Source organism: Pseudomonas sp. 50_B, from assembly GCF_017491625.1.
GTDB lineage: Bacteria > Pseudomonadota > Gammaproteobacteria > Pseudomonadales > Pseudomonadaceae > Aquipseudomonas > Aquipseudomonas danubii.
The window spans coordinates 62,585-85,871 of the sequence record NZ_JAFGYX010000027.1; the positions used below are offsets into that span (position 1 = coordinate 62,585).

Genomic DNA, 23,287 nt, shown 5'->3' on the forward strand with positions numbered 1-23,287 from the left:
GGGGCAACAGGTACGGGCGAGGCGGCACGCTCCAGAAGGAGCGCCGTCTCGCCCCGGATCAACCGGAGAACTGACCGTCGAGCAGTTGCCGCACCTGCAACGGATTGGCGCGGTGCAGCTCGGCAGGCAACAGCGCCTCAGGCAGATCCTGGTAGGACACCGGACGCAGAAAGCGCTGGATCGCCAGGCTGCCCACCGAGGTGCTGCGGCTGTCGGAGGTGGCCGGGAACGGACCGCCATGAACCATGGCGTGGGCCACTTCGACCCCAGTGCCGAATCCGTTGACCAGCAGGCGTCCGGCCTTGCGCTCCAACAGCGGCAGCAGCGCGCGGACCTGGGGGTGATCGCCATCGCTCAGGTGCAGCGCAATGGTCAACTGGCCCTCCAGGCTCTGCAGCACCTGTTGCAAGGCGGCAAAGTCCGGGCACCTAACGATCAACGAGGCCGGGCCAAAGACCTCTTCCCGCAGTTGTGCGCAGCCCATGAAGGCCTCGGCCGAGGTGGCGAACAACGCGCCTCGGGCCTGAGTGCCCTGCCCCGCCAAGCCCTGGGCCAAGGTCTGCACCTGGGCATGGGCCGCCAGGGCGGCAACGCCCTGGCAGTAACTGCGGTGAATGCCTGGGGTAAGCATGGTCTGCGCTGCCTGTGTGGCTAGGGCAGCGGCGGCGGCGCTTTCAAAGCGCTGCAATGCCGAGCCTTCCAGGGCCAGGATCAAGCCCGGATTGGTACAGAACTGCCCGGCGCCCTGGGTCAGTGAGGCAACGAACGCCGGGGCAATCTGCTCCGCCCGCGCCTCCAGGGCTTGGGGCATCAACAGCACCGGATTGATGGAGCTCATCTCGGCATACACGGGAATCGGCTCAGGACGTAATGCGGCGATCTGCATCAGCGCGACCCCGCCCGTGCGCGAGCCGGTGAACCCCACTGCCTTGATCCGCGGGTCCGCCACCAGCCCCTGGCCGATGGCCCGGCCGCTGTCGAACAGCAGCGAAAACACCCCCTCGGGCAATCCCAGGCTCTGTGCGGCCCGGGCAATGGCCTGCCCCACCAACTCTGATGTACCGGGGTGCGCCGAGTGGGCCTTGACGATCACCGGACAACCCGCCGCCAGGGCCGAAGCGGTGTCGCCGCCGGCCACGGAAAACGCCAGGGGAAAGTTCGACGCGCCAAACACCGCCACCGGGCCCAGGCCGATATGCCGCAGGCGCAGCTCGACCCTGGGCAGAGGCTGACGCTCAGGTTGCGCCGGGTCGATCCTGACCCCGAGAAAACCGCCGTCACGGACTACCTGGGCAAACAGGCGCAATTGGCCGACGGTGCGCCCCCGCTCACCTTCCAGGCGAGCCCGGGGCAAGCCGGTTTCCAAGTGACAGCGCTCAATCAGTTCCTCGCCCAAGCCCAGAATATGGCTGGCAATGCTCTCCAGAAATGCCGCCCGCTGTGCAAGCGGCAACTGGCGATAAGGATCGAACGCCGCCTCCGCCAGGGCACAGGCGCGCTCAAGTTCAGCGGCCGAGGCGCCACCGAAAGCCGGTTGCAACACCTCGCCACTGGCGGCGGCCAGCCCATGAATCGAGCCCTGGCCGCCAAGCACGGCGGTGTGACCTATCAGCATCTGTCCAGTAACAGTCATGGATAACCTCGTCTGCATGAAAGTGGTCATTCCACCTCATCGCCGTCCAGCACCAGCTTGGCGCTGGGCACTCCGGTATTGGCGCCCCAGTAGTAGATGCACAGGGCCATGAGAGTGACGGTGAGGGTGTCGTAGGGATGAGTCAGGGCGCCGATGCCGCCGAAGCTGCCCAGGTAGGAAATGACAATGGTCAGCCCATAGAAGGCGATCAGCCACAGCGATGAGCGCAACTGCTCGCCCAGGCTCAGGTGGTCGGTGGGCACCAGGCGTTTGCACAGCAGGTAGATCACGAACATCAGGATCTGCAGCCCCAGCAGCCAGGACACCGTGCCCCAGCCGGACCAGTAGACGATCAATGCCGCGATCACGAACGACACCGGACCCAGCAGGGCAAAGGCGCTGACCCGGAACGGCCGCGCCAGCTGCGGTGCACTCTTGCGCAACGCCGCGACGCTGATGGGGGCCACCGCATAACTGAGCACCAGGGCCGCTGACACCACGTTGATCAGCGCCTCCCACGAGGGGAACGGCAGGGTCCAGAACACCGACAGGCCAAAGGTCAGCCACAGCGCCGGACGCGGGATGCCGGACTCTTCATCGATGCGGGTGAAAACCTTGAAGAAGGTCCCGGTCCGGGCCCAGCCGTAGACCACCCGCGGCGTGGCGTTCATGTAGATGTTGCCGCAGCCGCTGGGGGAGATCACCGCGTCGGCCACCACCAGATAGGCCAGCCAGCCGACCCCGAGGGTCAAGGCAATGTCGCGGTACGGCAGAGAAAACTCCTTGCTGATGCCGCTCCAACCGTTGGCCAGCATTTCCGTGGGAATGCTGCCCAGAAAGGCCAGTTGCAACAGGCCGTAGATCAAGGTCGAGAGCAGCACCGAGAGAATCAGCGCGATGGGAATGGTGCGCTGGGGATTACGCACTTCACTGGCCACCGAGATGATCGGCGTCAGCCCCAGGTAGGCGAAGATGATGCCCCCCGCCGAAACCGCCATCTCGATCCCCGACAGGCCGAACGGGGCAAAACCCTGGACATGGAAGTTGTCGGGCTTGAAGAAGGTGAACAGCACCGCGATCACCAGCAGCGGCACGATGAACTTGAACAGGCTGATGAAGTTGTTGGATTTGGCGAAGGTCTTGACGCTGTAGTAGTTGAGCCAGAAGAACAGGCACAACAGGGCAAACTGCACCAGCCAGCCGATGATGGTCGGGTTGCTGGAGCCTTCGTGGGTCAATGCCGGGAACCAGGCCGCGGCGTATTGCCGGGCCGCCACCACTTCAATCGCCACCAGGCTGGAAAAGGCGATCAGGGTGATGAAACCCATCAAGTAGCCCAGCAGCGGGCCATGGGAGAACACCGGGTAGCGCACCACCCCACCAGCCCGGGGCAGGGCGGCTCCCAGCTCGCAGTAAACGATGCCCAACAGCAGCACGGCGAACCCGCCCAGCAGCCAGGAAAAGATCCCCGCCGGCCCGGCAATCGCCGAAACGTGGCTGGCCGCGAACAGCCAGCCGGAACCGAAGATCGCACCCAGACCGATAAAGGTCAGGTCCACCAGAGAGAGTTGTTTCTTGAATTTGCCTTTGCCTGACATGGGGCTGCGCCTTTTTTGAGGTTATTGGAATAGGCAAGTCGAATGTCACGTCGGCGGAGCCGCTCGACGCTTGCAGCACATGGGGTATTGCAGAAGCGGATGCCCCCACCCAGGGCACCCGACAAATCCTGCAGGCCCGTTTCTACAGGCCGACGTCCGGCAGGCTCGGGCGCGTGGCCAGGGCCTTGGCGACCAGGGCTTTGACTTCGGCCAGGGTTTCACCCTGCAGCGCCAGACGCGGCGGCCGGGTGATGGACGAGCCACGGCCCACCAGTTCTTCACAGAGCTTGATGCACTGCACCAGGTCCGGACGAGCGTCCAGGTGCAGCAGCGGCATGAACCAGCGGTACAGGGCCAGGGCCTCCTCGAAGCGTTTTTCCTTGGCCAGGCGGAACAGGGTCTCACCCTCCTTGGGAAAGGCCACGGACATGCCCGAGACCCAGCCCTCGGCCCCCACCGCCACGCTCTCGACCACCACATCGTCGAGACCGGCGAACAGCACGAAGCGATCGCCGACCGCGTTGCGCAGATCGATGAAACGCCGGGTATCGCCGGAGGAGTCCTTGAAACAGACGATGTTCTCGCAGTCCTGCAGGGCGATCAGCACCTCGGGGGTGACGTCATTCTTGTAGATCGGCGGGTTGTTGTAGACCATCACCGGCAGGTCGGTGCCGGTGGCCACCGCACGAAAATGCGCCGCGGTTTCATGGGGCTTGGCCGAGTACACCAGGGCCGGCATCACCATCACCCCATCGACCCCGACCCGAGCCGCTTCGCGCACCGTATGGCGGGCGAACTCGGTGGTGAATTCGGCCACCCCGGCGATCACCGGCACCCGACCGCCGGCGGCGTCCTTGGCGACTTCGATCACCGAGAGTTTTTCCGCGGTGCTCAAGGAGGTGTTCTCCCCCACGGTGCCGCACACCACCAGGCCGGATACGCCGTCGTCCACCAGGTTGCGCATGACCTGGTGGGTGGCCTGCAGGTCGAGGGAGAAATCGGCTTTGAATTGAGTGGTCACAGCGGGGAATACACCGCTCCATTGGATGGCTTTACGGCTCATGGTCTGGTCCTTGTTTGAGGTCGGCCGGGCCGACTGACGTTGAAAACCCAGACCAGAGTCGCCTTTTATCCCCCTTGCAGCTTGAGGCTTTTCGCCCCTGCAAGAGACGAAATCGGCACACTCGCCCCTCACCCCATTGCAGCTCCAGCGCCACAGCGGCCATGGCGAAACTGTGCTGATTTCGTCATCTGCCACAGCGAAAACCCACAAGCAACGCCGCCCCCGCCAAGGCCACTCTGTCGTTCTTTCCCGTCAGGTGCCGCCATGAAAAAAATAACCGTGATCGACTCACACACCGCAGGTGAACCCACTCGCCTGGTAATCGACGGCTTTCCCGAGCTGGGCCGTGGCTCCATGGCCGAGCGCCTGCAGACCCTGCGCAGCCAGCACGATCACTGGCGCCGCGCCTGCGTCCTCGAACCCCGGGGCAGCGACGTGCTGGTCGGGGCCCTGCTCTGCGAGCCACAGGCCAGGGAGGCCTGTGCCGGCGTGATCTTTTTCAACAACAGCGGCTACCTGGGCATGTGCGGCCACGGCACCATCGGCCTGGTGCGTTCGCTGTACCACCTGGGACGCATCGACTACGGCGTGCACCGCATCGAAACCCCGGTGGGCACGGTGGAGGCCACCTTGCACGACGATCTGTCGGTGAGCGTGCGCAACGTCCCCGCCTATCGCTACCGCACCCAGGTGGCGCTGCAAGTGCCGGGGCACGGCACGGTGCATGGCGATATCGCCTGGGGCGGCAACTGGTTCTTCCTGATCAGCGATCACGGCCAGGACATTGCCCTGGACAATGTCGAAGCCCTGACCCAATACACCTGGCGCGTGCGCGAGGCCCTGGAAGCCGCCGGGGTGACCGGGGCCGAGGGCGAAGTCATCGACCACATCGAACTGTTCGCCGACGACCCACAGGCCGACAGCCGCAACTTCGTGCTCTGTCCCGGCAAGGCCTACGACCGCTCCCCCTGCGGCACCGGCACCAGCGCCAAGCTGGCCTGCCTGGCGGCGGACGGCAAGCTCGCTCCCGGCCAGACCTGGCGCCAGGCCAGCGTCATCGGCAGTCAGTTCAGCGCCCACTACGAGCAGGCCGGCGAGCGGATCATTCCCACCCTGCGTGGCAGCGCCCACATCAGCGCCGAAGCGACCCTGCTGCTCGATGACAGCGACCCGTTCGCCTGGGGCATCGGCTCGTGAATGCCCAGGGCGAGGCCGACGTGATCGTGGTCGGCGCCGGCATCATCGGTGCCGCCTGCGCCCATGAACTGGCCGGCCGCGGCCTGCGGGTGCAGGTACTGGACGACGCCCGTGGCGGTGCCACCGGGGCCGGCATGGGGCATCTTGTGGCCATGGACGACAACCCGGCGGAGCTGGCCCTGAGTCATTACTCCATCGGCCTGTGGCGGCAGTTGCGCGAACGTCTGCCCGAGGCCTGTGCCTATCGCAACTGCGGCACCCTGTGGCTGGCCGCCGACCGCGAGGAAATGGACCTGGCGCGAGCCAAGCAGCAGACCCTGGCAGACCACGGCGTCACCGGCCACCTGCTCGACGGCCCGCAGCTGGCGGCGCTGGAGCCGATGCTGCGCCCGGGCCTGGGCGGCGCCCTGAAGATCCCCGGAGACGGCATTCTCTACGCCCCGGCCACCGCCCACTGGATGCTCAGCAGCCATCCACTGATCCAGCGCCAGTGCGGCCATGTGCGTAGGGTGGCCGGCGATCAGCTGGAGCTGGACGACGGCCGGGTCCTGCGCGCCCCCCGGGTGCTGCTGGCCAACGGCTTCGCCGCCCGGGAACTGCTGCCGGCCCTGCCCCTGCGGCCGAAGAAGGGCCACCTGCTGATCACCGACCGCTACCCGCAACAGGTCCAGCATCAACTGGTCGAACTGGGCTACGCCGCCAGTGCCCACGCCAGTGACGGCACCTCGGTGGCCTTCAACGTCCAGCCGCGTCCGACCGGCCAGTTGCTGATCGGCTCGTCCCGACAATTCGACACCCTCGACCCTCAAGTCGAACCGGCCGTACTGGCGCCCATGCTGCAACGGGCAGTGCAATACCTGCCAGAGCTGGCAACGCTCAACGGCATCCGCGCCTGGACCGGCTTTCGCGCCGCCAGCCCGGACGGCCTGCCGATCCTGGGTGAACACCCGCAACAACCGGGCCTGTGGCTGGCCGTTGGCCATGAAGGCCTGGGCGTGACGACCGCCCCCGGCAGCGCGCGGCTGCTGGTGGACCTGATGCTCTGCGAATGCCCGGCAATCGACCCGCGCCCCTATCTGCCCGGACGCTTCGCCGCCCTGACTGGAGAATGCCCGTGATCATCTACCTGGATCAGCAAGCGCTGGAGGTCCGCGGCGGCCTCACGGTGGCCGCCGCTGTGGCCAACAGCGGCGTGCCCTATACCCGCACCGCCTGCAGCGGTGCTCCACGAGCGCCGTTCTGTGGCATGGGCATCTGCCAGGAATGTCGGATGACCATCGACGGTCACCGTCAACTGGCCTGCCAGACCCTGTGCCGGGATGGCATGCAAGTGGAGCGCAGCCAATGAGCGCCCAACGCCTGCACTGCCAGATCGTCATAGTCGGCAGCGGCCCGGCGGGACTCGCCGCCGCCCAGGCCGCCAGCCACAGCGCCACCTCGATCCTGATGATCGACGACAACCCGCGGGCCGGCGGACAGATCTGGCGCAATGGCCCCGGGTACCCGCCCACCGCTCTCCAGGCCGAGCGCTTCAAGATCCTGCAGCACCCGACGCTGCGCTACCTCAGCGCCACCCGGATCATCGCCGCCCTGGGCCCGCAGCGCCTGTTGCTGGAGGACGCGCAACAGGCCTGGCAGGTGGACTTTGAACAGCTGATCCTGTGCTGCGGTGCCCAGGAACTGCTGCTGCCCTTTCCCGGCTGGACCCTGCCCGGGGTCACCGGTGCCGGAGGCCTGCAGGCCCTGCTGAAGAATGGCCTGCAGGTGAATGGAAAAACCCTGGTGATCGCCGGCAGCGGCCCCTTGCTGCTGGCCAGCGCCGCCACCGCACGCCAGGCCGGCGCCCGCGTGGTGCGGGTGCTGGAACAGGCCACCGCAGCCTCCGTGCTGGGTTTCGCCGGCCAGTTGTGGCGCTGGCCAAGCAAGCTGGCCCAGGCCCTGAAGCTGGCCACCCCGGCCTACCGTTGCGACGCCCATGTGGTGGAGGCCCTGGGGGACCGGCACCTGCAAGGGGTACGCATCCGCCAGGGTCGGCGCAGCGAGGAAATCCCCTGCGACTACCTGGCCTGCGGCTTCGGCCTGGTGCCCAATACCCGTCTGGCCAGCCATCTGGGCTGTCACCTGGAACACGGCGCCATTGCGGTCGACCAGCAGCAGCGCAGCAGCCTGCCCCAGGTCCTTGCCGCCGGAGAATGCACCGGCATCGGTGGCAGCGAACTGGCCCTGATCGAAGGCGAGATTGCCGGCTGCGTGGCCAGCGGCCAGAGCGCCCGCGCCGCCAGCCTGATCCGCCAGCGCCAGCACTGGCAGGCCTTTGCCAGGCAGTTGCAGCGTCACTTCGAGCTGCAACCGCAGATCCTCGAACTGGCCCGACCCGAGACACTGCTGTGCCGTTGCGAAGATGTGCCCTACGCTGCGGTGGCGGCGGCAGCCGATTGGCCCAGCGCCAAGTTGCACAGCCGGTGCGGCATGGGGGCCTGCCAGGGCCGGGTCTGCGCCAGCGCCGCCCAGCGCCTGTTCAACTGGCCCATGGTGGCCCCGCGAACGCCGCTGGTGCCGGCCCGGCTCGCCACCCTGATGCTCGACGAGACCTGCCACGACGCCGCAGACTGAGCCCCTGAACCCACCCTGGTCGGGAACACCCGGCCAGCTTGCACAGCCCTTTTGTACCCCCTGGCTTTATCGACACAGACCCATCCCCCAAGCCCCCTAGAGAGAGGCCGACGATGATCGATAGCGCACAGCTCCACCACTTGCCCAGGGCCATCGCCGCCCAATCCCTCGGGGACATCAACAGCCTGCTGGCCAGCATGGCCCCGATCACCCCCCTGCTGGACTGCATTCCCAGCGCCGTGTTTTTCATCAAGGACCTGCAGGCCCGCTACCTGATCGCCAACCTGACCCTGGCCCAGCGCTGCGGCTTCAAGAACATCCGGCCATTGCTCGGCAAGACCTCCGCCGAAGTCTTTCCGGCGGTGCTCGGCCCGGTCTACACCGAGCAGGACCAGCGCGTGCTGCGCCAGGGCATCACCATCAAGGGCCAACTGGAATTGCACCTGTACGGCAGTCGCGAACCCGGCTGGTGCCTGACCCACAAACTGCCGCTGTATGGACACGACCGACAGATCATCGGCATGGCCGGCATCTCCCTGGACCTGCAGGCAGCCCGTGACACCCATCCGGCCTACGAGCGTTTGGCGGCCGTGGACCGGCATATCCGCGAGCACTACAGCGAAGCCATCCGCCTGCAGGACCTGACCCGCATCGCCAACCTGTCCACGGCGCAGCTGGAGCGCTACTGCAAGCGCATCTTCCACCTCACGCCCCGGCAGATGATCCACAAGGCACGCCTGGAACACGCCTCACGGCTGCTGCTGACCCAGGAGCCGATCACCGAGGTGGCGCTGCAATGCGGCTACACCGATCACAGCGCCTTCAGCCGGCAGTTCAAGTCCCTGACCGGACTCAGCCCACGGCAGTTCCGGCTCAACGCCACGACGTAGCCAGGACTTACGCCTGGCAGAAGGTGCAATAGTCGAACAAGCCCGTGAAGCCGACCTTGCGGTAGATCGACAGGCCGTCGAGAGAGGCCTCGAGCACACAGATTTTCGCGCCCTGGGCCTGGATCAGGCGCAGCACCGAGTGGATCAGCGCCGTGGCATAGCCCCGTCCCTGGCACTCGCGCAAAGTGCCGATATCATCCAGCCGCGCCACCCCCGGCCCCAGGGACAGCGTCAGGGCACTGACCGGACGCTGGTCGACATACAAAGTGAAATGGCGCAGAGCCCTGCCGGCCAGCAACGCCGCCCGGTGCCGCTCCAGGTACAGCTCGATGCCTCCGCCATCGGGCTCGAACGCGCTCTGCACCGGCAGCCCCCAATCCTCCAGATGCTCATCGGTGCAACGCACATCCGCCAGTGGCGCCGATACCTCCTGCGCTTCGTAGGTCGCCAGATCGAGCACCATGCAAGCGGTCTTGTCCGCGGCCATCAGGTGCCGCTGTTGCAACTGCAGACTGACCCGCGACACCTGCGCCTGAGGGATCACCACACAGAACGGCATGCCGGTGCGCTGCAGGAACGCCACGCCCTCGGCCAGTTGCTCGCTGTTGTCGCCAGGCCGGTCCTTCATCATCAACAGATTCAGGCTGCTGGCTTCAAGCCCGGTGCAATAGGCACTCAGATCGGCGCCGAAGCGCCGATGGAACTGCGAGATGGAAACAAAGAAATAGTCTTCCGCCTGGTGATACAGATCGATGATCGACGCGCTGGGCACCTGCGCCATCTGCTACCTCCTTGAGCCTCGCGACGCGCCATGCGCCGCCTGACCCGGGCCACGTTAAGCCCACAGGCCCAGCGGCTCCAGCACAATCCTGTTTTATTGTGCGAAGGGATGTTCTGAGGTGTAAGCAGACGGCGCTAGTTGATCATCACTCAACCATCCAAGCGCTCGGTGTGACGTCCGGCCTGGATGGCCCTGGCCATTTGCAGGTGGTTCTCCAGCTTGGGCAGGGTTTCCTCGGCGAAGGCCTTGAGTTGCGGCACGTCACTGGTTTGAGCCTGTTGCTGGATCTGTCGGATCGCCGCTTCAGTGGCCTTGATCTGGTTGGCGGCATAGGCACGGTCGAAATCCGTCCCCTCGGGTAGCGGCGGCATCAAGCGCTTGGCCTGGTCCATGACCTGCTCTCGGGGGGCCACCGGCAGGTCCAGTTGCCTGGCGATTTTGGCCAGGTGCTGGTTGGCCGTGGTGCGATCGTTGATCACCTGAATGGTGTATTCCTTGACCGCCCTGGACGAGGTGTGTTGATGCGCCAGGCGGCTGGCTTCGATATCGGCCATGCCCTTGGCCGAGGCGTCGTCGATAAAGGCCGCGGGGGACTGGGCCAGGGCGTTGCTGGCGCCAAGGCCGAGCAGCAGGGCCAGGCCGGCACGACCGAGGATGGTGGCCATGGGGTTCATGCTGGGAGTCTCCTCTTGCAAGTCAGTACGGCGGGAGCCACAGCACCCGCCTGCATAGGGAAAACCCGAAGCCGCAAAGGTTTAGAAAAATCGCCGGTGGTACGACGAATGGCGAGTCGTTCAGGCCGGAAGCAGAGCCTCGCCCCTGGCCTGGACCTCAGGCGCTGGAGCGGCTTTTGCGCTCGCGCTTGACCGCGTACATCGCCTCATCGGCGTGCTTGAACAGCTGCTTTTCTTCCAGGCCATGTTCGGGGTACAGGCCAATGCCGATACTCGGCAGGATATTCAGCGAATGGCCATCCAGGCGCAGCGGCTCGTTGAGCGCGTGGCGAATCTTCTCGGCGACACGCTGGGCATCGTCGCTGTGCTGCACGCTCTCCAGCAGCACCACGAACTCATCACCGCCCATGCGTGCCACGGTGTCGGTTTCCCGTACGCAGCCTTTGAGGCGATTGGCCACCGCTTGCAGCAGCATGTCGCCCACAGCATGCCCGCAGGTGTCGTTGACCTCCTTGAACTTGTCCAGGTCGACATACAGCAAGGCCATGCGTCCCGAGTCGCGCCGGGCCCGAGCCAGGGCTGAACGCAAGCGCTCGCGCAGCAGCTCACGGTTAGGCAGGTGAGTCAGTTGATCGTACTCGGCCATGTAGTGCAGGCGCGCATGCAGTTGCGCCCGTTCGATGGCCGCGGCGAGCTGGGCGCTGACGTACTGCAGCAATTCCAGCTCTGCCTCCCCGTAGCCCCGGGCACCGGGTGCACTTTTGACCATGAGCACGCCGATGGTGCCCTTCTGCGAATTCAGTGGCACGCCCAACCAGCAGCGAGGACCTTGAACGACGGCGAACTGGTTCCACAAATCCCGGCTCGACGGACACTCCGGTGCCAGCAGCAAGGACTGGCCGTGCCGCAGCACCTGCGCGCAGAAACGCCCGATCAGGGTCCCGGGCAGTTCCGGGCTGCTTTCGCAGTCATCGACATGGTAGGGAAAGTTCAGGCTATCGCTGCGCTCGTCGTACAGCGCCAGAACGAAATTGAGCGCCGGCAGCCACTCACCGATGATCCGATGCACATGCTTGAACAGCACCAGCAGGTCCTCGGTGGCGTGGGCCGCTTCGGAAATGGCATACAACGCCGCCTGTTTCGATTCAGCCTGTTTGCGCTCGGTAATGTCCCGGGCCACGGCGATGCGCAACTGATCCACTTCCGACCAGCGCGCCGACCAGAGGATGTGCGCCACCCGCCCGTCCTTGCGCAGGTAACGGTTCTCGAAATTGGGCTTGGGCACGCCCCCCATGATTTCCCGGGCGGCCTGCAGGGTGCGCTCACGATCGGCCGGGTGCACCAGCTCGATCATCGGCCGGCCGATCAACTCGTCGGCGGTGTAGCCGAAGACCCGCTCGCAGGCGGCACTGACAAATACGAAACGACCCTGGCTATCTACGGCGCACACGACGTCCAGAAGCAGATCGATGAAACTCGCCAGAGGCGCGGAGTTCTTGGTTGCCATCAGAGAAAGCTACTACCCATGAAAAATGCACTGAGTACCCATCCCTTGAGCCCGGTCAGCCAGTGACGAACACCGGCTGAACACCACCCTCGCACTCCGCGAGCGGCGTTATGCCTTGTTGCCGATCAGCCCCGGCAGCGCATGCAGCAGGGCATTGATCGCGAAACCGATGAACATCACCCCGCAGACCCGGGTGATCGCCAGCTCGTGACGCTGATACCAACTGCGTACCTGCCGCGCCCCCACCACGCCGATGAGAATAGCGTAAGCGCCGAGACCGCCCAGGAAGCTCAGGGCAATCAGGCCGGGAAGCATGGACCAGCTGAGCAGCTCCGCACGACTGGACAGCAGGGCGGTGAACGTCGCCACCGCCACCGGATAAGCCTTGGGGTTGGTCAGGCCGAAGATGATCCCGTGCCAGAACGGATTGCGCGCTGCACCCTGAGGCTCATCGCCATTGCCACCACGACTGCGGATCGCCCGCAGCCCCAGCCAGAACAGGTACAGACCGCTGAGCACCCCGAGAATGTTGAAGGCGTCGCTGCCGATTTCCCGGGCGCCGACAATGGCGATCAGTGCCGTACTGCACCAGACCACATCCCCCAGCAAGTGCCCGCAGAGAAACCCTGCGCCAGCCTGTCGACCACGGGAAGCGCCAATACCGAAGACCGCCAGGACACCGGGCCCGGGGGTGATCGCGTAAATGAAACCCGAGGCAATAACAGCCAGCAACAGCGATGAGGTCATCAGCAAGACTCCAGAACGGATGCACCTCACGGCAACGCCAGGCACAGAACGAATCTGGCGGATTCTGCACGATCAAGGCACCTTGCCACCAGCGGCTTTCGTCAGCTGCTTCCCGGTAGCGGCGCCTCAGTCGACGGGGTAAAAGCGCATCCCAGCGTAAGGATGTTCGCGACAGGCCCGTAATCGCGAAGCCAAATCACCGACATGAGCTTCCAGTCGATGCCCATCGGGATCGAGAAAATAAAACGACGCACCCTCGCTGCGGTTGTCGCGCCACTCCGGCACTCGCGCCTCACGCAGGCGCTGGACCAGCGCTGCAAAATCCACAGCGCCGACGCCAAAGGCGTAATGGGTGTAATCGGCAACCGCCGGTGCCCGCCGTTGCGGGTCCAGGGAAAGGCACAGCCATAGTCCCGGCAGTGACAGGTAGGCTCCCGCATCCCAGGTGGCCTCCAGACGCAGTTGCAACAGCGAGTGATAGAAGGCCAGGCTGCGGGGCAAGTCGCTGACCGCCAGGGTCAGGTGATTGAGGCCGGTGAGCATCGATTACTGTCCTTTCAGGGCTTTGCTCAGCGCATAGCGCTGGCCGTCATAATGCAGGGTCGCCAGCGTGTTCCTGGGCGGCAGATCACGGCTTTCACAGCCATCACGGCCCTTGAAATGCCTGGTGCTGACTTCACGGGTACGCACGATCAGATCGGCGTAACCGTTGCGCTGGCCACTGCCGACTTCCAGGGTCCGGTGCAGGGTCCGGGAGCGGCCCTCGCACTCACTGCCCCAGCCAAACTCGCCGTGGCTCTCATCCATCACCAATCCTTCCAGCAGCGGCAGGACTTCCTTGTCTTCACGTCGATACAGGGTCAGCACGCTTTTCTCGTAGGGCATGGCACTGGAGCTGTGGTGATAGAGAACCCGCAGGCCAAAGGCTCGCTGCTCTTTATTCAAACGGTAGCGCCCGGTGTCGATCTGCAGCCCCTGCAGGGCCACGGCATCGGAGAACAGAGCGCTATCCTTGTAGTTGCTGGCCAGGGTCCAACCGGAGTCGATGTCCTGCAGCGATACGTCCAGGCTGTAGCTGCTGACGTCGCCAGCCTGGCTCCCGGGCATGGGCGTCGCCCGGGCACTGATGCTCAGCTCCGGCTCTGCGGGCCAGGGCTTGCAGACATAGAACTCTCCGGGAATACCCGTCGTGTTGTCGCACCCCGCCTGCGCCGCCGTGACACCCCCCAACCCGGCACAAAGGGCCAGGCCCAGGCCGCATGACTCAAGCCACTTCATCAAAACTCCCTCAGATACCGCTGTAGCCATTGGGCAGCACGTAACGCTGGCCGTCGTAATGCAGAGTGATGAGCACCGGCTTGGTGGTCACGGACTTGGACTGGCACTCCTCCCCGACTTTTTCGCTCCGGGTACTGACGCTGACCGAACGCACGATCAGGTCGGCATAACCGTGGCTGCGGGTCTTGGCGATCTCCAGGGTACGCGTGGTTTCAGTGCCCTCGCCGGCGCACTGGCCATCCCATTCGCCGTTGTAGGAATGGGCCAGGAACTTCTCCAGCACCGGGCGCAGGGTGCTGCCTTCGCGCACATACAGGCTGAGCCAGACCTGATTGAAAGGGTTGACCCGGGACGAGCCCTCGAACGCAGCCCGAACCCCAAAGGCCCGCACTTGTGGCGCCAGTTGGAAGCGCCCGGTGTCGAGCTTCACGCTCTCCAGGCGGAAGGCGTCGGAGACGAAAGCCACAGGCTGTCTGTAACTGGCCAGGGGCTTGCCGCTGTTGCGGTCCAGCACCGCCAGTTGCAGGTTGTAGGTGCCGTCACCGTTGCCGGTGTCGCTGGGGTCCGGGACCTGTTCCGACAGCAGGCTGATGCTCTGGTCGTCGAAGGCCGGCCAGTCCTTGCACAGGGAAAAGCCCGGAACCTCGGCATTGCGGGGCGGCGGCAGGCACTGGGCCGCGACGGATGTGGTGCCGGCCAGCAGCGCCAGGCTGCCCAGAAGCGGGATCAAAGAAGAGCGACGGAACATTCACGACTCCTTGTGACAGGCGGATACAGCGCGATTTCAGGTCGCACTATCCTCTGCCCCGTCGACGCTTTCAACGCTGGGAGCACGGGTCCGGGAATAAGGCCGCCTATTGCTCAGGCCGATCCTCAGGCCGGCTACCCGGCACCCGGGGGTGGGTGATATCCGGCTGGCTGTACCTAATTCCCTACCGGGTGCGCGGGGACCGGCTACAGATTCTGCGAATTTTCCATACCCGCCGTCAGCCCCCGGCACGTTGGTGAACGCTTCACTTGTAGGAGCTGGCTTGCCAGCGAAACGGACCTGCCCGTTCCTCAAAACGCGCTACGGAAAATCTCTTCGATCTGCCGTTGATCCGCCGGACGCGGGTTGGTCAGGCCACAGGCGTCTTTCAGGGCGTTGGCCGCCAGCAGCGGAATGTCCTGCAACTTGGCGCCCAGTTCCCGCAAACCGGCGGGGATTTCCACGTCCCGAGCCAAGGCGCGAATCGCCGCGATTGCCGCCTGGGCTCCCTCCTCCGGGCTGAAGCCTCGAATATCCGCGCCCAGGGCGTGGGCCACATCGGTCAGGCGCTCGGCACAGACGCTGGCGTTGAAGCTCTGCACATGGGGCAACAGCACCGCGTTGCACACGCCATGGGGCAGGTCATAGAAACCGCCCAACTGGTGAGCCATGGCATGCACGAAGCCCAGGGACGCGTTGTTGAAGGCCATGCCGGCGAGGAACTGCGCATACGCCATGTTCTCCCGGGCCAGCAAATCGCTGCCGTCGTGCACCGCCTGGCGCAAGTTCGCGCTGATCATGCTGATGGCTTTGAGCGCACAGGCGTCGGTGATCGGGTTGGCGGCGGTGGACACATAGGCCTCCACCGCGTGGGTCAGGGCGTCCATGCCGGTGGCGGCGGTCAGGCCCTTGGGCATCGCCACCATCAGCGCCGGATCGTTGACCGACAGCAGTGGCGTGACGTTGCGGTCGACGATGGCCATTTTCACGTGGCGCGACTCGTCGGTGATGATGCAGAAGCGGGTCATCTCGCTGGCGGTGCCAGCGGTGGTGTTGATGGCAATCAACGGCAGTTGTGGCTTGCTCGACTGGTCGACCCCTTCGTAGTCGCCAATGTGTCCGCCGTTGGTTGCACACAGGGCAATGCCCTTGGCGCAATCATGGGGCGAGCCGCCGCCCAGGGAGATGACGAAATCACACTGCGACTGCTGCAACTGCGCCAGCCCTTGCTCGACGTTGGCGATGCTCGGATTGGGCTTGGCGCCATCGAAGATCACCGAATCGATGTCCTGCATGGCCAGCTTCTCGGCGATCATGCCCGCCACCCCGGCCTTGGCCAGGCCGACGTCGGTGACGATCAGCGCCTTGCGAAACCCATAATTGCGAATGGCGCTCATGGCCTCGTCCAGGCAATTGATGCCCATGATGTTGACGGCTGGGATGAAGAAGGTGCTGCTCATGAGGAAGTCTCCAGGCGAATGCCCAATGCGGGGTGTCGATTCATGTCTGCCCGACAGGATCGACTCATCGGTCACGGGCGATCTTGATCTGGCTCAAGGGTCGGTCGTGATAAAGTCGGCGCCCTGATGACCTTCTGCCTTGAGACCAATGACCGCGATGACGGATTTCCAGGAATTTGACGCCGAACTTGAAGACTGGAACGCCCTGGGCACGAGCACACCGTTCAATGGCCTGCTGATCGGCAACGGTGCCAGCCGTGCCGTCTGGGAAGACTTTGCCTACGACTCGCTGTTCGAAAACGCTCGCACAGTGGAAGAAAAGCCCCTGAGCCAGTCCGAGCTCAGCGTCTTCGAAGCCCTGCAGACCCGCAGCTTCGAACAGGTACTGGGCGCATTGAAAACCACCAGCCGGGTCAACAAGGCCCTGGCCGTCAGCTCGGCGGCGCCGCGCAACCGCTACTACGCGATCAAGGAAGCCCTGATCAACACCGTGCATGCGGTGCACATCCCCTGGCGCCTGGTACAGCCGCAAAGCCTGGCGGCGATCAACCAGGAACTGCGACGCTATCCCACGGTGTTCACCAGCAACTACGACCTGCTCAACTACTGGGCGGTGCAGCACGACAACCAAGGCATCGATGACCTGTTTCACGGCGCCGATCCGGCCTTCGCACTGGGCACCACCTCCAGCGCCGCTACCCGCTTGCTCTACCTCCACGGCGGCCTGCACCTGGTGCGCAACCTGGACGGCAGCGCGCGCAAGCTGAGCTCCACCGAAGGCACCCTGCTGGGCAGCTTCGCCATCAACAACACCCTCAAGACCCTGGACGACGTGCCGCTGTTCGTCAGCGAAGGCCCCCTGGCGGACAAGCTCAAGACCATCCGCAGCTCGGACTACCTGTCGTTCTGCTACCAGCAACTGCTGGACCACAGCGGCGCCCTGTGCATCTTCGGCCACAACCTCGGCCCCCAGGACCAGCACCTGGTGCAGGCGATCCGCCAGTCGGCCGTCACGACCCTGGCGATCTCCATCTACCCGCGCAGCGCGGCGTTCATCCAGCACCAGAAGCGCCACTACGCCAAGCTGTTCGAAGGGTTGGAGTTGAACCTGCGCTTCTTCGATTCCAAGACCCACGCCCTGGGCAACCCGGCCCTGTCGGTGCCCGTGGAACGCTGATTGCGCCGGGCGCGGGAGTCCTTGGGATCGCTGCGGGCCTGCGGCCCGTTCGCAGCCTGCGGCAGCGGCTACAGGAAGTGGTCGGGTTCATTCTTCGTTGCTGTGTACCACCACTAGCAACTGCGCCTGCTCATCCCCCAGGGAGCGGATGCGGTGGGGTTTCTGGGCGTTGAAGTGCAGCGCGTCGCCACGGTTGAGAATCACCCGCTCGGTCATGAAATCCACTTCCACCTGGCCTTCATGAACAAACAGGAACTCCTCCCCCAGGTGTTCCTTGAAGGTCTTGTCACTGAACTCTTTGGCCGGGTAGATGATGAACGGCAGCAGGTTGCGCTCGCTGACCTGATGGGCCAGCACCGCATAGCCCGGGGTCTGGTCGTTGGCCGCCAGTGACTGGCGCTCATCGCTGCGCACCAGGCTGTAGCTGTCGAGGCTGAGGCTGTCTTCGGCGAACAGTTCCTCGACCTTGACGTTCAGCGCCTTGGCCAATTTCAGCGCCGCCGCGATCGACGGGGTGTTCAACCCACGCTCGACTTTCGACAGATAACTCTTAGTCATCCCGGATTTTTCGGCCAGGGCCTCCAGGGTCACGCCAAGTTTTTTTCTCAATAATTTCAAACGGATAGACATGTGGAGCGATTAATCCATCTAGAAAACAACGATTGGCGCTTGCCAATGACACAAAGTGTCATATAGCCTCTTTAGTGTCATTCGCATTCACCCAACAACCTTGCAAGTAACAGGTGAAGTGCAAACCCGACGTCCATTGCACCCTCACCAAGGACCCCGATATGGCCAAGACATTAGCACTGCCCAAGGACCAACTGATCAAGCAAGCCCTGACCCAGATGCAAAACACCCTGGCGGATAATACGTGGACCGACCGGCAAAAGCTGGCCCTGACCTGCCGCATTCTGTTCGAGAACGGTCACGACTCGGGCCTCGCCGGGCAGATCACCGCCCGCGGTCCGCAGCCCGGCACCTACTACACCCAGCAACTGGGCCTGGGTTTCGATGAAATCAGCGCCAGCAACCTGCTGCTGGTCAACGAAGACCTGGAAGTCCTGGAAGGCCACGGCATGCCCAACCCGGCCAACCGCTTCCACAGCTGGGTGTACCGCGCCCGGCCGGACGTGAACTGCATCATCCACACCCACCCGACCCACGTTGCCGCGCTGTCGATGCTGGAAGTGCCGCTTGAGGTGTCGCACATGGACCTCTGCCCGCTGTACGAGGACTGTGCCTTTCTCGAAGCCTGGCCCGGGGTGCCGGTGGGCAACGAAGAAGGCGAAATCATCTCCGCGGCCCTGGGCGACAAGCGCGCGATCCTGCTTTCCCACCACGGTCAGCTGTCCACCGGGGCCAGCATCGAGGAAGCCTGTGTCATCGCCCAACTGATCGAGCGCGCAGCCAAGCTGCAACTGCTGGCCATGGCCGCCGGCACCATCAAGCCGATCCTCCCTGAGCTGGGCCGCGAAGCCCACGACTGGATCTCCAAGCCCAAGCGCCACGGCGCCGCCTTCAACTATTACGCTCGGCAAAACCTGAAAAAACACGCCGACTGCCTGAACTGATCCACCCCCTATGCCTTGCAGGAGTTGCACCATGCCTACCACCAAGATCCACGGCATCATCGGCTACACCGTCACCCCCTTCGGCCCTAACGGCGAAGGCCTGGACCTGGATGCCCTCGGGCACTCCATCGACCGCATGATCGACGCCGGCGTCCACGCCATCGCGCCCCTGGGCAGCACCGGCGAAGGCGCCTACCTCAGCGACGCGGAATGGGACCAGGTCGCCGAGTTCAGCATCCGCCACGTGGCCAAGCGCGTGCCGACCATCGTCAGCGTCTCCGACCTGACCACCGCCAAGGCCATCCGCCGCGCGCGCTTTGCCGAAGCCCGGGGCGCCGACGTGGTGATGGTGCTGCCCACCTCCTACTGGAAACTCAGCGAAGCCGAGATCCTCACCCACTACCAGGCCATCGGCGCCAGCATCGGCGTGCCGATCATGCTCTACAACAACCCGGCCACCAGCGGCACCGACATGTCGGTGGAGCTGATCCTGAAGATTTTCCACAGCGTGGAGAACGTCACCCTGGTCAAGGAAAGCACCGGCGACATCCAGCGCATGCACAAGCTGCACCTGCTGGGCGAAGGCCAGGTGCCGTTCTACAACGGCTGCAACCCGCTGGCCCTGGAAGCCTTCGCCGCGGGTGCCAGCGGCTGGTGCACGGCGGCGGCGAACCTGATCCCGCAGCTCAATCTCGACCTCTACCAGGCGCTGCTGGACAACGACCTGCAGCGCGGCCGGGAGCTGTTCTACCGCCAGCTGCCGCTGCTGGATTTCATCCTCAAGGGCGGCTTGCCGGCCACGGTCAAGGCCGGGCTGGAACTGGCCGGGCTGAACGCCGGCGAGCCGCGCCGGCCGGTGTTTGCCCTGGACCAGGGCGCACGCCAACAGTTGCAGAGGCTGCTGCATACCCTGGCTTGAAACCCTGAGCAAAAAGCCCGGGCGGCTGACACCGTCCGGGCTTTGCCATGGGCCGCGTTCACGCGTGGCTCAGTGGCTGTTCTGCGCCACAGGGGCCTGGGCCTTGAACTGCGGGTCCTGCAGCATCTGCGCGATGAAGTCGTCGGTGATGCGCTGCACATGCTGGTATTGGCTGCCATCAGGGTTGGCCCAACCGCGCCAGGAACGGGTCTGATTGCTGACCCGATACTTGGCCAGCGGCTGGTCGCCACGGCTGACATGGAACATCACCTGGCTGTCCCAGGTGACCCGGCCCGGCACGATGAAAAAGGTCATCGCACTGAGCAGCCCCATGGGAATGTTCTGCCAGCCGAAGTAGTCACTGTCGGCCATCACGATCACGTTGTAGCCATCGGCACTGAACCCCGGCTGCACCTGTTCGAAGGTGCCGCGACGACGCAGGTCGTCACGGATCAGGCCGGCAGGGATGGCTCCCATCACACTGACGCTGATCGCTGGCAACCGCTGCTGATAATCCACCTCGGCCGACTTGAGACTATGGCTGGTCTGGCAACCGCCAAGTCCCAGCATCAGCATCAGCAACAACCGACTGCGCATTACAGATCCCCCGATAGCATGGCTTTGAGCATTGACGCCTTGGGTCCCTGCTCCTTGACGATCAGCGACGTGACGTCTTCCATCTTCTCTAGATCGACCCGCTGCAGGCTCGGTACCTGCGGGTACTTGGCCCGTACCAGGGCGGCGTCGCGCTCCAGATGGTCACTGTGCAGAAACACGCATTTGGCCCCCGTCGCCGACAGGCAGCCGGCGCGGAAATCACCAACGTAATAGGCCTTGCCGGCTTCCAGTTCCAGGGGGATGGAGAAGTCTTCGCGGCTCCAGGCGGTGGCGTTGCCGCGGTCAAAGTGCAGGTTGTAGATCTCGTAGCGCCCGGGTTTGAGCGGCATCACAAACAGGCTGCCGATGCCGTGCCAAGTCTCGCGCACATCCCGTGGCGTGCGGCCGTAGATCTGGTTGTACAAGCGTGCCGAGGCGAAGCCCTCACCGCCTCGTGGGCGAATCAGCAGCATCTGTTCGTTGGCGGTGTGCACCGCCTTCGGCCAGATGCCCACCACGCCCACCACATAGGCCACCCCCGACTGCGAGTCGGGGCGCATGCTCTCGGCGATTTTCGTGGAAGACAGGCTGTAGCAACCGCTCAGCGCCAGCAGCGCGGCGAGTAATACGAGAGGGCGAATCATGAGGTCGCAGATCCCTTGGACAATGATCGATAACGTCAACCCATGCGCCAGGCCTGCCGAGCGCCCGTTGACGGGCGCGGAGGATAAAACAAGTGATGGCATTTCGCCAGAATTCAGTCGCCAATCGGCTGGCGCCCGTCAGGGGCTCGAACCCAAGCCCGCCGCCATCGCGGGCGACCCGCTGCCACAGGGCCGATGGCGCTGCAGCAAGGCCGCCTGGCCCCTGATCGGACCAAGCGGCAAAGACCTTGTCGAACCGGGTTCAGGCGCCCGTCAGGTCCTTGATGTTGTGGCTCGGACCGTTGGCTTTGACGCTGGCGATGCCCTTGTCCCGGGCCGCCTCCGATGAATAGGCTTCACTGCTGCCGATGATCTGGTGATTGGCCGCCTTCAGCGTGAAATAGGGCTGGCCGTCCTTGGTGCTCTTGCGCTCGTAGCGCTCCTCCAGGGGACTGTTGGCCTGCACCGAGGCAATGCCGTTCTCCGCGGCCGCGCGAGTGGTGTATTGCTCGCTGGTGAGAATGGTCTCGGCGTTGGCCGCCTTGAGCACGAAACGAAATTGACCGTTGCTGCTTTTCTTCAACTCATACCATCCGGACATGCTGTTGTTCCTTGCGTTGATTGATGGGCGTTGCGGCTTGAAAGTAAAGACTCTTTGCGCGATTCAGCCATTGCCCCGATGACTGAAAAATCGGTTTTCCACTCGCGCAAGCCCCAGGTGTTCGCGCAGGGTGCGCCCCGTGTAACGCTGGCGAAACAGGCCCCGGCGTTGCAGCTCCGGGGTGATCAATTGCACAAAGTCGTCGATGGCCCCCGGCAGGTGGGTGAACAGCACATTGAAGCCATCGGCGGCGTACTCCTCGTACCAGGTCGCCAGTTCATCGACGATCTGCCCTGGCGTCCCCACCAGTACCTTGTGCCCGCTGGCGGACAGGCTGCGCAGCAGCTGCGCCAGCGTTGGCCGCTCCCGACGCACGAGATCCACCACCAGTTGCCGGCGGCTCTTGTGGCGTTCGGTGGGGGCCGCGTCCGCCAACAGCGGTACTGGGGCATCCAGGGGCAGTGTCGACAGGTCGATGCCCAGGTCCAGCAAGTAGGACAGCGCCCTGAGCTGGGCCTCCGGGTCCTGCAGCTCCTGCAACTGCTGATACTTCTCCTCGGCCTCGTTGAGGGTCCGGCCAACCGTGGGCGCAATCCCCGGGAAGATCTTCAACTGCCCGGCATGGCGACCGTAATGGGGAAGTCGTTCCTTGAGCCTGGCGTAGAAATCCTTGGCCTGTTGCAGGTCGGTCTGGGCGGTGAACACCAGCTCGGCACAGCGGGCCGCCAGCTCACAGCCCGGGCCCGAAGACCCGGCCTGGGCGATCACCGGCCAGCCCTGCAGCGGACGCGGCGCATTCAACGGTCCCTGCACCTGGAAGTGCCGGCCACGGTGCTCCAGCAGGTGCATCCTGTGCGGCTGCAACCACTGGCCGCTGGCCTTGTCCCGGGGGAAGGCGTCATCGGCCCAGCTGTCCCACAGGCCGCTGACCACCGCGAAAAACTCCTCGGCCCGGGCATAACGTTCGGCATGGCTGGGGGGCTCGGGGTGATTGAAGTTCTCCCCGCCGATCAGCCCCGTCACCAGGTTCCAGCCGGCCCGGCCCTCGCTCAAGTGATCGAGCGAGGCAAACTTGCGCGCCAGGTTGTAGGGCTCGTTGTAGGTGGTGCTGGCGGTGGCGATCAGGCCGATGTGCCGGGTCACCACCGCCAGGGCGGGCAGCAGGGTCAGCGGGTCCCAGCGCAGGCTGTGGGAACTGCGAGCCAGCACCCGCGGATCGAGATCCCCCACGGCCACGTTATCGTTGAGAAACAGCGCGTCGAAACAGCCCCGCTCCAGGGTCTGGGCGTAGTGTCGGTAGCGCTGGAAATTCAACGAGGCATCGGCATCCGCCCGGGGATGGCGCCAACTGCCGCCGTGGGCCCCGGAGCCGGAGAGAAAGGCCCCCAGCCCCATCTGCCCGCCGCGCTCAGCCATGGCTGGCGCCCTCCTCGGCCGCCGCCACCGGACTCGGCGCGGCGCGCAGCAACAGGCTGACCGCAGTCCAGACCAGCAGCGTCGCCAATGCCAAAAACAGCATCACCCCGCGATAACCGTTGAGAAAGGCGCCCTGGGCATCGTCCAGCGGCGTCGCGGAAAAGTAGTGG

Annotated in this window: 24 protein-coding genes and 1 pseudogene; 9 read left to right on the forward strand and 16 right to left on the reverse strand. The window is 64.7% G+C overall.

Annotated elements, in window-relative coordinates; all coding sequences use genetic code 11:
• Positions 1 to 58 precede the first annotated feature (58 nt).
• From J5M73_RS27290 to J5M73_RS27300, 3 genes are all read right to left on the reverse strand, one after another.
• Positions 59 to 1,633, reverse strand: a complete 1,575-nt coding sequence (locus J5M73_RS27290) for an aldehyde dehydrogenase (NADP(+)) (RefSeq protein WP_102861572.1) — start codon at positions 1,631 to 1,633, stop codon at positions 59 to 61.
• A gap of 26 nt (positions 1,634 to 1,659) precedes the next feature.
• A complete protein-coding gene (locus J5M73_RS27295) occupies positions 1,660 to 3,231 on the reverse strand; it encodes an APC family permease (protein ID WP_207816544.1) in 1,572 nt (523 codons plus the stop codon).
• Between the two features lie 142 nt (positions 3,232 to 3,373).
• A complete protein-coding gene (locus tag J5M73_RS27300; protein WP_102861570.1) occupies positions 3,374 to 4,294 on the reverse strand; it encodes a dihydrodipicolinate synthase family protein in 921 nt (306 codons plus the stop codon).
• Positions 4,295 to 4,558: 264 nt separating this feature from the next.
• Between J5M73_RS27300 and J5M73_RS27305 the strand changes: the two genes are divergently transcribed.
• The 5 genes from J5M73_RS27305 to J5M73_RS27325 all read left to right on the forward strand — a co-directional run bounded on the left by J5M73_RS27305 (position 4,559) and on the right by J5M73_RS27325 (position 8,994).
• On the forward strand, positions 4,559 to 5,491 hold the full coding sequence (locus J5M73_RS27305; protein ID WP_207816545.1) for a 4-hydroxyproline epimerase: 933 nt from the start codon (positions 4,559 to 4,561) through the stop codon (positions 5,489 to 5,491).
• Positions 5,488 to 6,609 carry an FAD-dependent oxidoreductase gene (locus tag J5M73_RS27310; RefSeq protein ID WP_102861568.1) on the forward strand — a complete coding sequence of 374 codons (1,122 nt, stop codon included), beginning with the start codon at positions 5,488 to 5,490 and terminating at the stop codon, positions 6,607 to 6,609. Before J5M73_RS27305 ends, J5M73_RS27310 begins: the two co-directional genes overlap by 4 nt.
• Complete coding sequence (locus J5M73_RS27315; protein WP_205413463.1) at positions 6,600 to 6,839, forward strand: (2Fe-2S)-binding protein; 240 nt, start codon at positions 6,600 to 6,602, stop codon at positions 6,837 to 6,839. Before J5M73_RS27310 ends, J5M73_RS27315 begins: the two co-directional genes overlap by 10 nt.
• Positions 6,836 to 8,104 carry an FAD/NAD(P)-binding oxidoreductase gene (locus tag J5M73_RS27320; RefSeq protein ID WP_207816546.1) on the forward strand — a complete coding sequence of 423 codons (1,269 nt, stop codon included), beginning with the start codon at positions 6,836 to 6,838 and terminating at the stop codon, positions 8,102 to 8,104. Before J5M73_RS27315 ends, J5M73_RS27320 begins: the two co-directional genes overlap by 4 nt.
• A gap of 113 nt (positions 8,105 to 8,217) precedes the next feature.
• Positions 8,218 to 8,994 carry an AraC family transcriptional regulator gene (locus J5M73_RS27325; protein ID WP_102861566.1) on the forward strand — a complete coding sequence of 259 codons (777 nt, stop codon included), beginning with the start codon at positions 8,218 to 8,220 and terminating at the stop codon, positions 8,992 to 8,994.
• Between the two features lie 7 nt (positions 8,995 to 9,001).
• Here the strand turns inward: J5M73_RS27325 and J5M73_RS27330 are convergent, their stop codons facing one another.
• The 7 genes from J5M73_RS27330 to J5M73_RS27360 form a co-directional block, all read right to left on the reverse strand.
• A complete protein-coding gene (locus tag J5M73_RS27330) occupies positions 9,002 to 9,775 on the reverse strand; it encodes a GNAT family N-acetyltransferase (RefSeq protein ID WP_207816547.1) in 774 nt (257 codons plus the stop codon).
• Between the two features lie 149 nt (positions 9,776 to 9,924).
• Complete coding sequence (locus J5M73_RS27335) at positions 9,925 to 10,449, reverse strand: DUF4142 domain-containing protein (RefSeq protein WP_102861563.1); 525 nt, start codon at positions 10,447 to 10,449, stop codon at positions 9,925 to 9,927.
• 157 nt (positions 10,450 to 10,606) lie between these two features.
• A complete protein-coding gene (locus tag J5M73_RS27340) occupies positions 10,607 to 11,956 on the reverse strand; it encodes a GGDEF domain-containing protein (protein ID WP_102861562.1) in 1,350 nt (449 codons plus the stop codon).
• 108 nt (positions 11,957 to 12,064) lie between these two features.
• Complete coding sequence (locus tag J5M73_RS27345; protein WP_102861561.1) at positions 12,065 to 12,703, reverse strand: LysE family translocator; 639 nt, start codon at positions 12,701 to 12,703, stop codon at positions 12,065 to 12,067.
• Between the two features lie 126 nt (positions 12,704 to 12,829).
• Positions 12,830 to 13,246: a fosfomycin resistance glutathione transferase gene (fos, locus tag J5M73_RS27350; RefSeq protein WP_102861560.1), complete on the reverse strand. Its 417-nt coding sequence runs from the start codon at positions 13,244 to 13,246 to the stop codon at positions 12,830 to 12,832.
• A gap of 3 nt (positions 13,247 to 13,249) precedes the next feature.
• Positions 13,250 to 13,981, reverse strand: coding sequence for a hypothetical protein (locus J5M73_RS27355; protein ID WP_102861559.1), 732 nt, complete (start codon positions 13,979 to 13,981; stop codon positions 13,250 to 13,252).
• 10 nt (positions 13,982 to 13,991) lie between these two features.
• On the reverse strand, positions 13,992 to 14,729 hold the full coding sequence (locus J5M73_RS27360) for a hypothetical protein (protein ID WP_102861558.1): 738 nt from the start codon (positions 14,727 to 14,729) through the stop codon (positions 13,992 to 13,994).
• Between the two features lie 128 nt (positions 14,730 to 14,857).
• On the opposite strand from J5M73_RS27360, the pseudogene J5M73_RS31955 reads away from it, so the two are divergent.
• Positions 14,858 to 14,989, forward strand: a pseudogene (locus tag J5M73_RS31955) (type II toxin-antitoxin system RelE/ParE family toxin); the annotation flags it as partial.
• Between the two features lie 51 nt (positions 14,990 to 15,040).
• Here J5M73_RS31955 and yiaY read toward each other — a convergent pair.
• Positions 15,041 to 16,189, reverse strand: a complete 1,149-nt coding sequence (gene yiaY, locus J5M73_RS27365) for an L-threonine dehydrogenase (protein ID WP_102861557.1) — start codon at positions 16,187 to 16,189, stop codon at positions 15,041 to 15,043.
• Positions 16,190 to 16,346: 157 nt separating this feature from the next.
• Here yiaY and J5M73_RS27370 point away from each other — a divergent pair, with 157 nt between their 5' ends.
• The gene (locus tag J5M73_RS27370) at positions 16,347 to 17,366 is read left to right on the forward strand and encodes a DUF4917 family protein (protein ID WP_102861727.1); all 1,020 of its coding nucleotides are present in this window, start codon (positions 16,347 to 16,349) and stop codon (positions 17,364 to 17,366) included.
• 87 nt (positions 17,367 to 17,453) lie between these two features.
• Here the strand turns inward: J5M73_RS27370 and J5M73_RS27375 are convergent, their stop codons facing one another.
• Positions 17,454 to 17,996 (reverse strand): XRE family transcriptional regulator, encoded by a 543-nt coding sequence (locus tag J5M73_RS27375; RefSeq protein ID WP_102861556.1) that lies wholly within the window; start codon positions 17,994 to 17,996, stop codon positions 17,454 to 17,456.
• Between the two features lie 161 nt (positions 17,997 to 18,157).
• Between J5M73_RS27375 and J5M73_RS27380 the strand changes: the two genes are divergently transcribed.
• Both J5M73_RS27380 and J5M73_RS27385 read left to right on the forward strand, forming a co-directional pair.
• Positions 18,158 to 18,940, forward strand: coding sequence for an aldolase (locus tag J5M73_RS27380; protein WP_102878683.1), 783 nt, complete (start codon positions 18,158 to 18,160; stop codon positions 18,938 to 18,940).
• A gap of 31 nt (positions 18,941 to 18,971) precedes the next feature.
• Positions 18,972 to 19,859 (forward strand): dihydrodipicolinate synthase family protein, encoded by an 888-nt coding sequence (locus J5M73_RS27385; protein WP_102861554.1) that lies wholly within the window; start codon positions 18,972 to 18,974, stop codon positions 19,857 to 19,859.
• A gap of 69 nt (positions 19,860 to 19,928) precedes the next feature.
• Here J5M73_RS27385 and J5M73_RS27390 read toward each other — a convergent pair whose 3' ends face one another.
• The 4 genes from J5M73_RS27390 to J5M73_RS27405 all read right to left on the reverse strand — a co-directional run bounded on the left by J5M73_RS27390 (position 19,929) and on the right by J5M73_RS27405 (position 23,117).
• Positions 19,929 to 20,456, reverse strand: coding sequence for a hypothetical protein (locus tag J5M73_RS27390; RefSeq protein WP_207816548.1), 528 nt, complete (start codon positions 20,454 to 20,456; stop codon positions 19,929 to 19,931).
• Positions 20,456 to 21,100 (reverse strand): hypothetical protein, encoded by a 645-nt coding sequence (locus J5M73_RS27395; protein WP_207167201.1) that lies wholly within the window; start codon positions 21,098 to 21,100, stop codon positions 20,456 to 20,458. The genes J5M73_RS27390 and J5M73_RS27395 overlap by 1 nt, the downstream gene beginning before the upstream one ends.
• A gap of 262 nt (positions 21,101 to 21,362) precedes the next feature.
• Entirely contained in the window at positions 21,363 to 21,701 is a 339-nt protein-coding gene (locus J5M73_RS27400; RefSeq protein ID WP_102861551.1) for a YegP family protein, read from the reverse strand.
• Between the two features lie 63 nt (positions 21,702 to 21,764).
• On the reverse strand, positions 21,765 to 23,117 hold the full coding sequence (locus J5M73_RS27405) for an LLM class flavin-dependent oxidoreductase (protein WP_242553910.1): 1,353 nt from the start codon (positions 23,115 to 23,117) through the stop codon (positions 21,765 to 21,767).
• Positions 23,118 to 23,287: the final 170 nt, after the last annotated feature.

What these genes read in the sequence shown, in the direction of transcription:
- J5M73_RS27305 (WP_207816545.1), top strand. Translation starts at nt 4,559, where the DNA reads ATGAAAAAAATAACCGTGATCGACTCACACACCGCAGGTGAACCCACT.
- J5M73_RS27395 (WP_207167201.1), bottom strand. Translation starts at nt 21,100, where the DNA reads ATGATTCGCCCTCTCGTATTACTCGCCGCGCTGCTGGCGCTGAGCGGT.
- J5M73_RS27290 (WP_102861572.1), bottom strand. Translation starts at nt 1,633, where the DNA reads ATGACTGTTACTGGACAGATGCTGATAGGTCACACCGCCGTGCTTGGC.
- J5M73_RS27400 (WP_102861551.1), bottom strand. Translation starts at nt 21,701, where the DNA reads ATGTCCGGATGGTATGAGTTGAAGAAAAGCAGCAACGGTCAATTTCGT.
- J5M73_RS27375 (WP_102861556.1), bottom strand. Translation starts at nt 17,996, where the DNA reads ATGTCTATCCGTTTGAAATTATTGAGAAAAAAACTTGGCGTGACCCTG.
- J5M73_RS27370 (WP_102861727.1), top strand. Translation starts at nt 16,347, where the DNA reads ATGACGGATTTCCAGGAATTTGACGCCGAACTTGAAGACTGGAACGCC.
- J5M73_RS27330 (WP_207816547.1), bottom strand. Translation starts at nt 9,775, where the DNA reads ATGGCGCAGGTGCCCAGCGCGTCGATCATCGATCTGTATCACCAGGCG.
- J5M73_RS27360 (WP_102861558.1), bottom strand. Translation starts at nt 14,729, where the DNA reads ATGTTCCGTCGCTCTTCTTTGATCCCGCTTCTGGGCAGCCTGGCGCTG.
- J5M73_RS27345 (WP_102861561.1), bottom strand. Translation starts at nt 12,703, where the DNA reads ATGACCTCATCGCTGTTGCTGGCTGTTATTGCCTCGGGTTTCATTTAC.
- yiaY (WP_102861557.1), bottom strand. Translation starts at nt 16,189, where the DNA reads ATGAGCAGCACCTTCTTCATCCCAGCCGTCAACATCATGGGCATCAAT.
- J5M73_RS27320 (WP_207816546.1), top strand. Translation starts at nt 6,836, where the DNA reads ATGAGCGCCCAACGCCTGCACTGCCAGATCGTCATAGTCGGCAGCGGC.
- J5M73_RS27295 (WP_207816544.1), bottom strand. Translation starts at nt 3,231, where the DNA reads ATGTCAGGCAAAGGCAAATTCAAGAAACAACTCTCTCTGGTGGACCTG.
- fos (WP_102861560.1), bottom strand. Translation starts at nt 13,246, where the DNA reads ATGCTCACCGGCCTCAATCACCTGACCCTGGCGGTCAGCGACTTGCCC.
- J5M73_RS27325 (WP_102861566.1), top strand. Translation starts at nt 8,218, where the DNA reads ATGATCGATAGCGCACAGCTCCACCACTTGCCCAGGGCCATCGCCGCC.
- J5M73_RS27355 (WP_102861559.1), bottom strand. Translation starts at nt 13,981, where the DNA reads ATGAAGTGGCTTGAGTCATGCGGCCTGGGCCTGGCCCTTTGTGCCGGG.
- J5M73_RS27380 (WP_102878683.1), top strand. Translation starts at nt 18,158, where the DNA reads ATGGCCAAGACATTAGCACTGCCCAAGGACCAACTGATCAAGCAAGCC.
- J5M73_RS27315 (WP_205413463.1), top strand. Translation starts at nt 6,600, where the DNA reads ATGCCCGTGATCATCTACCTGGATCAGCAAGCGCTGGAGGTCCGCGGC.
- J5M73_RS27405 (WP_242553910.1), bottom strand. Translation starts at nt 23,117, where the DNA reads ATGGCTGAGCGCGGCGGGCAGATGGGGCTGGGGGCCTTTCTCTCCGGC.
- J5M73_RS27385 (WP_102861554.1), top strand. Translation starts at nt 18,972, where the DNA reads ATGCCTACCACCAAGATCCACGGCATCATCGGCTACACCGTCACCCCC.
- J5M73_RS27300 (WP_102861570.1), bottom strand. Translation starts at nt 4,294, where the DNA reads ATGAGCCGTAAAGCCATCCAATGGAGCGGTGTATTCCCCGCTGTGACC.
- J5M73_RS27335 (WP_102861563.1), bottom strand. Translation starts at nt 10,449, where the DNA reads ATGAACCCCATGGCCACCATCCTCGGTCGTGCCGGCCTGGCCCTGCTG.
- J5M73_RS27390 (WP_207816548.1), bottom strand. Translation starts at nt 20,456, where the DNA reads ATGCGCAGTCGGTTGTTGCTGATGCTGATGCTGGGACTTGGCGGTTGC.
- J5M73_RS27340 (WP_102861562.1), bottom strand. Translation starts at nt 11,956, where the DNA reads ATGGCAACCAAGAACTCCGCGCCTCTGGCGAGTTTCATCGATCTGCTT.